Source organism: Ilyobacter polytropus DSM 2926 (assembly GCF_000165505.1).
Lineage (GTDB): Bacteria > Fusobacteriota > Fusobacteriia > Fusobacteriales > Fusobacteriaceae > Ilyobacter > Ilyobacter polytropus.
In genome coordinates this window covers 59657-71022 of sequence record NC_014634.1, presented here as the reverse complement: position 1 = coordinate 71022, position 11366 = coordinate 59657, and the positions used below count along the sequence as shown (strand labels likewise).

General features: G+C 33.8%; 14 protein-coding genes. 8 read left to right on the top strand and 6 right to left on the bottom strand.

All coding sequences use genetic code 11. The features are described from left to right. The first annotated feature begins 8 nt into the window (after positions 1-8). The 3 genes from traD to ILYOP_RS15410 are packed head-to-tail and all read left to right on the top strand — an operon-like array spanning position 9 to position 2185. Positions 9-551 carry a conjugal transfer protein TraD gene (traD, locus tag ILYOP_RS15415; RefSeq protein WP_013389276.1) on the top strand — a complete coding sequence of 181 codons (543 nt, stop codon included), beginning with the start codon at positions 9-11 and terminating at the stop codon, positions 549-551. Then, entirely contained in the window at positions 538-711 is a 174-nt protein-coding gene (locus ILYOP_RS15915) for a hypothetical protein (protein WP_013389275.1), read from the top strand. Before traD ends, ILYOP_RS15915 begins: the two co-directional genes overlap by 14 nt. After that, complete coding sequence (locus ILYOP_RS15410; RefSeq protein ID WP_013389274.1) at positions 704-2185, top strand: ArdC family protein; 1482 nt, start codon at positions 704-706, stop codon at positions 2183-2185. The genes ILYOP_RS15915 and ILYOP_RS15410 overlap by 8 nt, the downstream gene beginning before the upstream one ends. A 720-nt stretch (positions 2186-2905) precedes the next feature. On the opposite strand, the gene ILYOP_RS14740 is transcribed toward ILYOP_RS15410, so the two are convergent. The 4 genes from ILYOP_RS14740 to mntA all read right to left on the bottom strand — a co-directional run bounded on the left by ILYOP_RS14740 (position 2906) and on the right by mntA (position 4842). Beyond that, positions 2906-3352, bottom strand: coding sequence for a HepT-like ribonuclease domain-containing protein (locus tag ILYOP_RS14740; RefSeq protein ID WP_013389273.1), 447 nt, complete (start codon positions 3350-3352; stop codon positions 2906-2908). A 200-nt stretch (positions 3353-3552) separates the two neighbouring features. Then, the gene (locus ILYOP_RS14735; protein ID WP_013389272.1) at positions 3553-3825 is read right to left on the bottom strand and encodes a hypothetical protein; all 273 of its coding nucleotides are present in this window, start codon (positions 3823-3825) and stop codon (positions 3553-3555) included. Between the two features lie 208 nt (positions 3826-4033). After that, complete coding sequence (gene hepT / locus ILYOP_RS14730) at positions 4034-4459, bottom strand: type VII toxin-antitoxin system HepT family RNase toxin (protein ID WP_013389271.1); 426 nt, start codon at positions 4457-4459, stop codon at positions 4034-4036. After that, on the bottom strand, positions 4456-4842 hold the full coding sequence (mntA, locus tag ILYOP_RS14725) for a type VII toxin-antitoxin system MntA family adenylyltransferase antitoxin (RefSeq protein ID WP_013389270.1): 387 nt from the start codon (positions 4840-4842) through the stop codon (positions 4456-4458). The genes hepT and mntA overlap by 4 nt, the downstream gene beginning before the upstream one ends. Positions 4843-5350: 508 nt before the next feature. Between mntA and ILYOP_RS14720 the strand changes: the two genes are divergently transcribed. Continuing rightward, on the top strand, positions 5351-5926 hold the full coding sequence (locus tag ILYOP_RS14720; RefSeq protein WP_013389269.1) for a recombinase family protein: 576 nt from the start codon (positions 5351-5353) through the stop codon (positions 5924-5926). A 118-nt stretch (positions 5927-6044) separates the two neighbouring features. Here the strand turns inward: ILYOP_RS14720 and ILYOP_RS16195 are convergent, their stop codons facing one another. After that, positions 6045-6167: a hypothetical protein gene (locus ILYOP_RS16195; protein WP_280985359.1), complete on the bottom strand. Its 123-nt coding sequence runs from the start codon at positions 6165-6167 to the stop codon at positions 6045-6047. A 110-nt stretch (positions 6168-6277) separates the two neighbouring features. Here ILYOP_RS16195 and ILYOP_RS14715 point away from each other — a divergent pair, with 110 nt between their 5' ends. Then, positions 6278-7501 carry an IS256 family transposase gene (locus tag ILYOP_RS14715; RefSeq protein WP_013389268.1) on the top strand — a complete coding sequence of 408 codons (1224 nt, stop codon included), beginning with the start codon at positions 6278-6280 and terminating at the stop codon, positions 7499-7501. Here ILYOP_RS14715 and ILYOP_RS14710 read toward each other — a convergent pair. Next, positions 7493-7708, bottom strand: a complete 216-nt coding sequence (locus ILYOP_RS14710) for a recombinase family protein (RefSeq protein WP_041921426.1) — start codon at positions 7706-7708, stop codon at positions 7493-7495. The genes ILYOP_RS14715 and ILYOP_RS14710 overlap by 9 nt on opposite strands. Positions 7709-7970: 262 nt before the next feature. On the opposite strand from ILYOP_RS14710, the gene ILYOP_RS14705 reads away from it, so the two are divergent. The 3 genes from ILYOP_RS14705 to ILYOP_RS14695 are packed head-to-tail and all read left to right on the top strand — an operon-like array spanning position 7971 to position 11363. Continuing rightward, a complete protein-coding gene (locus tag ILYOP_RS14705; RefSeq protein ID WP_041921446.1) occupies positions 7971-8993 on the top strand; it encodes a glycosyltransferase family 4 protein in 1023 nt (340 codons plus the stop codon). After that, positions 8990-9922: a glycoside hydrolase family 130 protein gene (locus tag ILYOP_RS14700; protein WP_013389266.1), complete on the top strand. Its 933-nt coding sequence runs from the start codon at positions 8990-8992 to the stop codon at positions 9920-9922. The genes ILYOP_RS14705 and ILYOP_RS14700 overlap by 4 nt, the downstream gene beginning before the upstream one ends. Position 9923: 1 nt before the next feature. Continuing rightward, complete coding sequence (locus ILYOP_RS14695; protein WP_013389265.1) at positions 9924-11363, top strand: glycoside hydrolase family 130 protein; 1440 nt, start codon at positions 9924-9926, stop codon at positions 11361-11363. Positions 11364-11366: the final 3 nt, after the last annotated feature.

The following is an 11366-nucleotide window of genomic DNA, read 5'->3' as shown; positions in this document are numbered from 1 at the left end:
AGGCTTTGATGAATCTAGAGAACCTATATTCAAAAAAGAGAAAATTGTACATAGCAGATAAAAAAGCCAGGCTGAAATTGGCTAGTTTTGAAAGGAAAAGTCAGTTTATTCTCAGGAAAGAGAGAGCAAAAAGGCTTCTTATGCTTGGAATACTAGTTGAGAAAGCCGAGATTGACAACCAGCCGATTGAAACTATTTTGGGCTACATTTTAGAATACAAAAACCTTTCTCCAAAACAGGAAAAATCATTTCTTGTAGAGGGTAAAAAATTATTTTTGAAAAAGAGTAGAGCAGAAAAAACAAGGGAAATAGAGTTCTCGTATATGACTTATCTTGAAAAAAAAAAGAGAGCCCATAAGCTCATAGGTATAGGTGCGCTATTTGAGATAGCAGATCTAGATAAAAAAGATAAGGGTGCACTCGTAGGATATCTTATCCAGTTCAAGAAAAGGGATCTTCATGAAAAGAAAGGCTATAATGAGGCGGGAACTAGAATATTGATTAAAAGAAAGAATAATTATAAACAGGGGGACAAGTATGAAAAAAAATAAATTTGAAGATATAGTAATTAGGATCAAACATAAAATAATAAAAGATAATCTTGGAATTACTGACAATTCAGGGATAGTCTCAGAAAAGGAGATGGATGGGGAGTGGTTTGAACCCGATCTAAGTTATTTCATAGGTAAAGGTGAACGCCCTGATGAATAAAACACAAGAGAAAATAAAGAAGGAACGTCAAAATCTGACCAACCAAATAATAGAAAATCTAGAAAAGGAAGGCTCTATATGGAAAAAGGGATGGAATTCAGAACTTTTAACTCCCTATAACCCTACCAACGGGACAAATTATAAAGGATATAACAGGGTTAAGTTGATGATGGCCGCAGAAGATTGTAGATCCACAGATCCGAGATGGATGACTTATAAACAGGCTCAGGAAAAGGGATGGCAAGTCAAAAAAGGCTCCAAAGGAGTATCATGTGAATATTGGAAATTTGAAAAAGAGGTAAAAGAAAAAGATTCAGAAGGGAATGAAATAATAAAAAAAGAAAAACTTAAAATTCCTTTTGGAAATTCATTCACTCTGTTTAATGGGACAGATATAGACGGTATCCCTGAGCTAGCTAAAAGAGAATGCGTAGAGAGCAGTGAGCTAAGGTTTATAAATGATACCCTAATAAAATCCTCAGAATGTGAAATCAATGAAATGGCTACTAACCGGGCTTTTTACAGACCATCAGAAGATAAAATATATATTCCTCTTAGAGATTCCTTTAAGAAGCCACAGGAATTTACAGCCACTCTTATACACGAGATGGCTCATAGTACTGGTCATGGATCAAGATTAAACAGAGAAAAAGGTAAATCCTTTGGAGACGAGCTCTATGCAAAGGAAGAGCTAAGAGCTGAATTGTCCTCAGTCTTCACTCAAAATAGCTTAAACCTAGAACTAGATACAACAATTGACAATCATTCTGCTTATATAAAATCATGGATTCAGGTTTTGAAAAATGATCCAAATGAAATCTCAAGAGCTGCAACTGATGCAGAAAAAATATCTGACAGACTAATAATAAACTATAGAGAAACTGAAAAAGAAAAGATCCAGGAACTAATAGGAAATCCGTTAAAAAAGGATCCATTTAGAGGACTTGTAATTAGACATCATTATAGTGAAGCTAGTTCAGAGCTTGGAATAGAAGATAATACTACTCTTAGGGGATACAGGGCATATAAGTATCTTGAAAAAGTTATCGCCCTAGATAAAAAAATATATCTTCAAAATAATAGTCAAGATTCTAAAGATTCATTTTACAAGACTAAATTCTCTTTTAAACTCGGTGAATATGAAAAAGATAACAATGAGGCTGTGAGATATGATCTAGGAAGCGGAGAGTTTGGAAGCCACACCAAAGTATCGTCCGCTATTAAATTTCGTTTTAACGAGCATTTAGAAGCTCTAAACAATCAAAAAGAGTATTGGTCTTCCAAATATAATATAAGTGACATAGAATTTGACAAAGAATTGCAAAATATGGAAAGTGACATAGAAAAAATGGTAAAAAATCTAGAATCAAAAGAGCTGAAAAATCAGAAACAAAAACAGCCTAAGACTCTGGGGAAAATCATATATCCAAATAAATCAAAATCTAGAGAAAAAAATATAGATTTAGAGCTGTAAAAAAAGTTTGATAGGTTACTTCATGTAGCTTGTTGGGAACGGTAAATCCCATGATGTTGTCAAAGCCTGCAAGAAGTTTAGGATGAAATTTTCCTAGTGAGAGTGGCCGTTATTGCTGCTCTCTATTTTTTTAAAAATGCAACCTAAATTTTAAATTTAGATTGTAATTTTTAAAAAGGAAAAAAAGACAGTTTATAGTAAAGAATTAGTAATTCACTTCTCTAAAATTTTAATAGCTTTTATATGACTCTTCTGATCAAAGCCCTGTTTTAATAGAGCAGGGCTTTTTAAGGTGTTACGCTACGAAAAGTTTTCTGGAATTAAAAAAAACAATTTTTTTTTAAAAAAAATTTGAAATCTTGAAATTTTATTGTTTTGATTCAAAAAGTAGTATCCCTTTCTAACCAAAATAGTAATAGCCCGCAGCCATCTACCCAAGGTGGTTGCACCCCAAAATTATTGGCTAGGCATTTATATGTCTGGCTTTTTTTTGCAAATCACAGGATATAGTCCCTAAATTTACCAACTCCCATATTACCTGTAAGCTCGTTGATTAGACCCAAAGCCTTTTTTCCAGTTCTTGTTTATGTTCTGACATGCTTTTCTCCTTAAAATACAATTTTTATAAGATCAATCACACTAACAGTATATACCATTCCACCACATATGGAAACACGGAAAATAAAAAAGAGAGGCATAAACCTCCCTAGAATATATCCCCTATTCGGATGCATCTTCAAAATCCATATATGCATTTAAAGCGTAACCTATATACCTCTTATAATTCTCCACATTAAATTTTTTGTGTTCCAATTCCTCTAAGATAATTGTCTCCAAAAATAAGGTTATATTTGGTAATTTGTCTTTTATCAAGTCGAAAATAATTGTTCTGTCTAATATGGTGCTGTCTTTCTCTCTAATTTCTACAAAGTTTTTCATCGCACCCCAAGGAATTTCAGGATGCTTTTCTTTCACTTCATTGCTAACTCTCTTAGAAGATATTCCAGTGCTTATGAGTAGTTCAATAGAAGCTTGAAACGTTAGATTATCCATAGCGTTATAAAATTCTGTTGAGTTGTTATAGCCCTCAGCCAACTCAGAAAGTAACCTGATATTTTTTAAAATATCAATAATAGGTGCCAAATCACCGCTTGTTTTTTCCCGCATAAAATACCTCCTTCGAAATTTAATCAAAAAAACTCGAAGCAGGTTAAAAGAATGGATTCGGAACGCTTTTTAGCATGCTTCTTATTTAATTTCTACAAAATATCTATGCGTATCCTTTATGGTTTAATAAGTTATTTATCACGTATAACTCCTTATTTTATCTATAAATTATAGGAATCTTCTAAAAGTAAGCTTCTGTGTCATTTTATTTTTATCTTGTCCACTTTTACCATTTTCGTTAATCTATGAACTACCTGCTTTAGTGAAAATTCTTTTTTACCATCTCCTATCTTAGGAAGAATTAAAGTTTTTTCTCCGGTAGATTCCAAAATAACATATCCCTCTGCTGAGAAGGTTTTTCTGCTTGAGTCAATGTATTTTATAAGGTCTATCTTCCAGCAGTTACCTTCATTTTTTAATTCGAGTCTTCTTCTTTTATTTGAATTCTTTGTGTATTTCCAGTCTCTGATCACTCTGAACTCTCCCTTCTGCCCTGGAATTATTACGAATTACTTATTATCATCAGGTATACTTGTGATTATCTCCCTTATCTTGTCTCCAATCATAGGGATCTTAATCTCTCACTCAATCTATGTTTCTGTATAAACAGTCTTGATAAAGTTACGCTGCATCCTATTAGAATACCTTCACTATTCTATACAGCAAAAAAAGCCCCTCTTATCAAAGGTTCTTAAATTCTTTTTGATCTTTTATAATCTCTTTACATAGTTTAATTCCGTCATAGATGTAGTCTTCTACCACTTTTTCCACAATGGATAAGTTAAGAGTCTGATAGTCATGCACTGCCACATTCCTAAATCCGACCATTCCTTGTAGTCTTTCACTTAATTCTTTAGGGATAATTTTGTTATCTTCAAGTATCTGAAAACTGTCCTTGCTACTCTGAGGCACACCAAGTTTTTTCTTTCTGATTATATGTGTGGCTATGTCGATACATGCCTCACATAGTCTTTGAATATTTAGAATTATCGAGTCCTGCCTTCTGTATTCATTCAAGTTTTCAGGATTATCTTCATATTCCTCGTTTATTCTTTTTATACACCTTTTTATTGTTTCACTTTTATTTATAATAATATCATCTATCATAGGTCAGCTCCATAGTCGTTGATAATTTCCCTTCTCTCCTCATTGAGTCTTGCGTACTTCTTAAACACCAATATCTCAAATTCTTCTCTCTTGATAGGATCTTTTTCATAAATCAATATTCCATTTTCCACAACTTCTTTTTGAAAAACTGTTGAAGAATTCTTTAGTTGGATAAAGTCTACCTCTCTTTTTAATGCTTTCCCTATACTCTGGGCCAACATAAAAATTTCAAAGGGTTCGTAACTGTTTCTAGAATAAAAAGCAATGTCTATATCACTGTTGTCATTTTCTATTCCTTTGGCTACAGATCCGAAGATGTATACAAAATCTTTATCTATTTTCTCCAAAACTTCCATTATTAAATCGACAACATTTGGCGACATAACATTCCCTCCCTTCATTGAATCTTTAAATATATTATATCTCAGAAATCCTTTATTTACCAGGTAAACCTGGCAATGATATCCTTGATGGTTTCTGTAACCAATGGAATCTTAACCCTTCGATCTCTCAGTCCTTGTTTTTCTTTATCTGTTTATCTTTCTTGAGAAGCTATATTCTGCCTTATCTACATTTAGGGTCTCAGTGCCATAAGAATATTGTCAGATTCATGGAGAACTATGTACTTTTTTTTATTTTTTTTCTACGGAGATACCTGGTTTTATAATTCAACGAAGTTAAACCAAACTTATTTCGAGCCCCGGGCATCTCAATTACGAAAAATACATTTATTTTATATGACCTTAAGAAAACTGTCCAACTTATTGTAGCCTATCCAAACAGCTACAGTGTATAGCTAGAGTAATACTCTATTGATGCATTATTTGAACCCTGGTAAAATAAGGATTTATAGAGTCTCACAAGACTTGTCTCAAAGAAGGAGGTTAAATCTTGAGAAAAATAGTCTATATTCGTGTAAGTTCTGAAAATCAAAATTTGAAAAGACAGCTACAGCAACTAAAAGAAATTGGAATGGATTTAATTTTTCAAGAAAAAGTTTCAGGTGCTACAACTAACAGAAAAGAGCTACAAAAAATGTTAGAGAATTTAAAAGCTGGTGACACAATCTATGTAACCGATTTGACCAGAATAACAAGAAGCACTCAAGATTTATTTACTTTGATCAATAAAATACGTGAAAAGAAGGCTTTTTTAATTTCTTTAAAAGATACGTGGCTAAATCTGTCTAAATACAATCCATACAGCCAATTTCTAATAACAATTATGGCGGGTGTTAATCAATTAGAAAGAGATTTAATTAAGATGAGACAACGTGAAGGTATTAAAAAAGAAGGTAAATACAAAGGACGAGTTAAAAAGTATCATGCCGATCATGCTGGAATGAATTATTCTTTAAAACTGTATCATGAAGGTAATATGACAGTTAAGAAGATTTGTGAAATAACAAATATTTCTAAAGCCTCAATATACCGAAAACTCTTAAAAAATAAGGAATTAAAAGGATAAATTAATTCCTTAACGTTGTAAATTCGCATTTTCCGGAGCAGTAATTAAAGGATTGTGGGTATACCAATTTTTGTTCACGAAAACCATTATAAGCCCTTGATATTAAAGGGATAGCCCATCATGAAAAATCCCTTAGCGTTGTAAATCCGCATTTTCCTGACGGGACCCCTATTATGAACTCCTTTAGATATGGCGTATCTAGACATACCAGCCCTATATCCTGCTTTATGAATCTAATCATAAGTTCTTTAGTCTCTTTTCGGTAGTGTAAATATTTTTGTGTTTTTGAGTCCTTCTCTTGATTACTGAATGATACTGTTGTATCTATGTAATTAAGAGAGGGATTTTTTTATGGCTAGATTACCGAAGGAACTTGTTAGAGATTTTGTTAGAAAAGGAAACTTTAAATCTATTAAGGATATCGAAGAAGCTTTAAAGGATATTTTTAAAGACACTATTCAGGAAGCTTTAGAAGCTGAAATTGAAGAAGAGCTTGGATATTCTAAGTATGATTTAGCCAACAAATCCACTACTAACTCTAGAAATGGTAAGTATAAGAAAACTGTTAAATCAAGCTCTGGAACCATTGATCTCCTCGTTCCGAGAGATAGAGAAGGTGCATATCAGCCTAAGATTGTTGAAAAACATCAAAGAGATATCTCTAAATTGGAAGATAATATTCTATCGCTCTATGGAAAGGGAATGAGTACTAGGGATATCAGCTCTCATGTTCAGGATATCTATGGATTTGAAGTGTCTGCAGAGAGTGTTAGTAGAATAACAGATAAACTAATTCCTCTTATTCAGGAATGGCAGAGTAGACCTCTTGATCCTGTATATCCATTCATTTTCCTTGATGCAGTCCACTATTCAGTCAAAGAGGAGAATAGGATTGTTAAAAAGGCTGCCTACGTTGTATTAGGAGTTACTTTAGAAGGAAGAAAAGAAATTTTAGGAATATATATAGTTGAGAATGAGACCTCCAAATTTTGGTTATCAGTAATGACTGATCTTAAAAATATAGGGGTAAAAGATATCTTAATCGCTTCTGTAGATGGTCTGAACGGATTTGATAATGCTATTCTGAGTGTATTTCCACAGGCTCAGATCCAGAGGTGCATAGTTCACCAAATAAGGAATACGCTAAAATATGTAAGCTACAAAGACAGAAAATCTTTTGCGCATGACTTAAAATCTATTTATACCGCCCCAAGTGAAGAAGCAGGACTAACTGCCCTTAATACTATCAAGGATTCCTGGAAATTCAAATATCCATACGCTCTAAGGAGCTGGGAAGTGAACTGGAGTCAATTGAGTGCATTCTATGAATATACAGAAGAAATTAAAAAGGTCATGTACACAACCAATATGATAGAAAACGTCCACAGGCAGTTTAGAAAGGTTACTAAATCCAAAGGAGTCTTTCCTACGGATATGTCTCTTTTAAAACAGCTATATCTTGTGGTAATTGATCTGGATAAAAAATGGGATAGGAGTTTTAAAAGAGGTTGGGATCAGATTCTTGGACAATTGGCAATTAAATATGAAAACAGACTCTCAGAATATTTATTTTAGAGAGAGCCTGTCAATCTCCTTTACAACCAGTATATCTCCAGGTTTCAATATCGCTAATAGCTCATTAAGACCTTCTCTGTCCAAAGTCTTTCCACTATATTTATCTGAAAATATAAATCTTGGATTTATTCCGTGGTCAATCAGTGCATCTACCTTTCTCTGTAGGTTCTGATGCTTTGTACTTACTCTGCAATATCCATATATCATTTTTCTTTGGCTCCTTTTAATTAAATATATGGCTATATTATTCTGAATTATAGATTTGGTCTATAATTATTTAAATAAACTGTATGAAAGTCAAAAAATATATGATTCTCAACAATCAATGCAATTAAAATTAAGTTCTAATCATTATTCAAGAAAGAAACAATCATTTTTTTTGTATGAAATGGATCAGAAAGAATTAAAAATGAGGTGGTTTAAGGTGAATAAAAATAGAAGAAGTGATGAAATTCAGAAAAAGACTCCGTTGAGGGTGGCTTTGATTTCCCCCATAGCTTGGAGAACCCCTCCAAGACATTATGGTCCTTGGGAAAGTGTTGTTTCCTTACTTTGTGAGGGTTTAGTAAAAAGAGGAGTGGATGTAACCCTATTTGCAACAGGGGAATCTATAACAGAAGGAGAATTGAGATCAGTATGTCAAGTCGGATATGAAGAGGATAAAAATATAGATCCTAAAGTCTGGGAAGGTCTGCATATAGCTAATGTATTTCAGAGCGCCGATGAATTTGATATTATACATAACAATTTTGATTTTCTCCCGTTGACATATAGTGGTTTAGTTGAGACGCCAGTACTTACTACAATACACGGATTTTCTTCTGAAAAAATACTCCCTGTGTATGAAAAATATAACAAAAGAACCTACTATGTTTCGATAAGCAATTCGGATAGGAATAGTGGTTTGAATTATATTGGTACTGTACACCATGGAATAGATTTAAATCAATTTACATATAGAGAACTACCTGAAGATTATCTGTTATTTTTCGGAAGATTACATAGAGATAAAGGTCCAAAGGAAGCTATTGAGACTGCTAAGAGATCCAATAAAAAACTCATCATGGCAGGAATTATTCAAGATGAAGGGTATTTTAAAGATGAAGTAGAGCCCCATCTGAATGAACAGATCACCTATATAGGAAGTGTTGGACCTGAAGAGAGAGATAAGTTGTTAGGCGGAGCACTGGCCCTTCTTCACCCTATATACTTCCAAGAACCCTTTGGATTATCTGTCGTTGAAGCGATGGCTTGTGGGACACCTGTAATAGCATATAACAAAGGTAGTATGCCTGAACTTATAGAGGATGGTGTCAATGGGTTTATTGTGAATGATGTAGACGGAGCTCTAAGAGCCTTGGAGAACATCTCAAGCATTGACAGAAAAAGATGTAGAGAGATTGTGGAGGAAAAATTTTCAGTAGACCGAATGGTGGATAAATATATAAAGGTCTATGAAAAAATCCTCGAAGAACGAGGAGGAAATATGTGAAGAAAGAAGTGGTGGTAAGATATAAAAAAAATCCTATATTGACTAAAGATGACGTGCCATATCCTGTAGCTACAGTTCATAATGCAGGGATTGTCAAATATAAAAATAAATATATTATGCTATTTCGTTCCCACCTGCTAAATGGAAGATCTATTATAGGAATGGCTAAAAGTGATGATGGTTATGATTTTAAAGTGGAATCGAAACCTTTTTTAACACCATGTAAGCAAAAGGAATCAATATTTTCTCAGTATGAGGAATACGGTGTAGAAGATCTCCGGATTAGTGAAATCGACGGTGAACACCTTTTAACTTATAGCTGCTATTCTAAATATGGAGTCAGAATAGCCCTTGCAAAAACTCGTGATTTCACAGAGATAGAAAGAGTCGCTCTTATTACCCAGGCGGATCTAAGAAATGTAGTTATTTTCCCCCAAAAGATAGACGGACAGTATGTGAGGTTGGATAGACCTCATTCAGAGATATCTAAATGGTCTATCTGGATATCTTATTCACCGGATTTGGTACATTGGGGAAGATCTAGATTAATAATGCAGCCCCATAAATACCACTGGGATGAGATGAAGATAGGACCTGGAACTACTCCTATAAAGACTGAAAAAGGATGGCTAAATATATATCATGGTGTATTTAAAACCATGTCAGGATCTGTTTACAGACTTGGGGTAGCACTTCATGATTTGGAGGATCCATCTATTGTATTGGGAGTTTCAGATGAGTGGATCTTGGAGCCAGAAGATCCCTGGGAAGTAACAGGCTATGTGCCCAACGTAGTCTTTACCTGTGGAGCAGTGGACGAAGGGGATGGGACTCTGAAGATTTATTGGGGCGGTGCCGACAGTGTCATGTGTGTAGGAGAAGCCAATATAAATAAGTTAATAGATATGTGTTTAAAGGAGAGGGATTAAAATGGGAAAATTAAATGTAAGGAGGATAGACAAGATATTTAGACCAGATCCATCAAGAGTAATTATAAAATCTCATATACCTTCAGGTGAAGGACGTATAGATAATATCATAAATCACGTTTTAAACTTATCAGATGAGGAAGCCAATAATATTTTACAGGATACAATAGAAAACTTCTCAGGAAGGCATAAAAATATCTGGGATGCACTGGATAAACACTATAATAGAATAAAAGAGCATATTCCTTCGAATCAAAGGATAAGTGAGGTGAAAAGAGCTCTTCTGGGAGCTTATTTTTCCCAAGAGTATACAGTTCAATCAGCAGCTTTTTTTAATCCATCTATTGTAAAACATCCAGATCAAACTCAAGTTCCAGAAGGGAGTATAAGATTTATATTAAGTTTTAGGGCAGTAGGAGAGGGACACCTATCCTCTATAGAGTTTAGGGGCGGAATGGTAGATAAAGAAGGCAACTTTGAATTTGACGAGGTGAGTCCCTTTGTAGAAAGGGCAATAGCCGTGAAAAATCCTGTATATAAAAAAGATATATTCTTTTGTAAATTAAATGAAATGAATGAAGACTGTAGTTCCTTATCAAATCTAAAAGAACAACTATCAGATGAATTCAGTTTATCTGAGCTCCGGGATCTTTTAAATATATCACCAGAAAAAAAAAATCATGATCTAAAAGACACCATATTATGGTTGGCAGAATCTAATTATGAGCTACAGTTTAAAATAGATCAAAAATTATCCGAAAGGATCGTATTCCCTAGTTCACAAAATGAAAGTAATGGAATAGAAGATGCAAGGTTTGTACGATTTAAATATGATGATGGAGAGGTAGTTTATTACGCTACGTATACGGCCTATAATGGAATTAAGATTCTTCCCCAAATATTGGAAACTAAAGATTTCTTTAGCTATAAAGCTATAACGTTAAACGGAGAGTATGCAGCTAATAAAGGGATGGCTCTTTTTCCAAGAAAAATCAATGGGAAATATGTAATGCTTTCTAGAGTTGATGGAGAAAATCTATATATAATGTCTTCTGAAAACATTCATTTTTGGGAAACTTCTGAGCTGCTAAGACGACCTAAATATGATTGGGAATTTATGCAGATTGGGAACTGTGGGTCTCCGACAGAAACAGATAGAGGATGGATAGTTTTAACTCACGGTGTTGGGGCTATGAGAAATTATTGTATAGGAGCAATCCTATTGGATCTAGAGGATCCAAGAAAAGTAATAGGGGCGACCAGTAAACCAATTTTAGAACCGTTAGAAAGCGAAAGAAATGGGTATGTTCCAAATGTAGTTTACTCTTGCGGAGGAATCATCCATGGAGATAATTTAATCATTCCTTATGCAATGTCAGACACAAATTCAGGAATAGTTTTAATTTCAGTAAAGGAATTACTGGATTACATGATAAACTAGGGA

Excerpts from the sequence above, each read along its gene's own strand:
- traD (WP_013389276.1), top strand. The coding sequence starts at position 9 with ATGAATCTAGAGAACCTATATTCAAAAAAGAGAAAATTGTACATAGCA.
- ILYOP_RS15915 (WP_013389275.1), top strand. The coding sequence starts at position 538 with ATGAAAAAAAATAAATTTGAAGATATAGTAATTAGGATCAAACATAAA.
- ILYOP_RS15410 (WP_013389274.1), top strand. The coding sequence starts at position 704 with ATGAATAAAACACAAGAGAAAATAAAGAAGGAACGTCAAAATCTGACC.
- ILYOP_RS14740 (WP_013389273.1), bottom strand. The coding sequence starts at position 3,352 with ATGCGGGAAAAAACAAGCGGTGATTTGGCACCTATTATTGATATTTTA.
- hepT (WP_013389271.1), bottom strand. The coding sequence starts at position 4,459 with ATGATAGATGATATTATTATAAATAAAAGTGAAACAATAAAAAGGTGT.
- mntA (WP_013389270.1), bottom strand. The coding sequence starts at position 4,842 with ATGTCGCCAAATGTTGTCGATTTAATAATGGAAGTTTTGGAGAAAATA.
- ILYOP_RS16195 (WP_280985359.1), bottom strand. The coding sequence starts at position 6,167 with ATGATTAGATTCATAAAGCAGGATATAGGGCTGGTATGTCTAGATACG.
- ILYOP_RS14715 (WP_013389268.1), top strand. The coding sequence starts at position 6,278 with ATGGCTAGATTACCGAAGGAACTTGTTAGAGATTTTGTTAGAAAAGGA.
- ILYOP_RS14710 (WP_041921426.1), bottom strand. The coding sequence starts at position 7,708 with ATGATATATGGATATTGCAGAGTAAGTACAAAGCATCAGAACCTACAG.
- ILYOP_RS14695 (WP_013389265.1), top strand. The coding sequence starts at position 9,924 with ATGGGAAAATTAAATGTAAGGAGGATAGACAAGATATTTAGACCAGAT.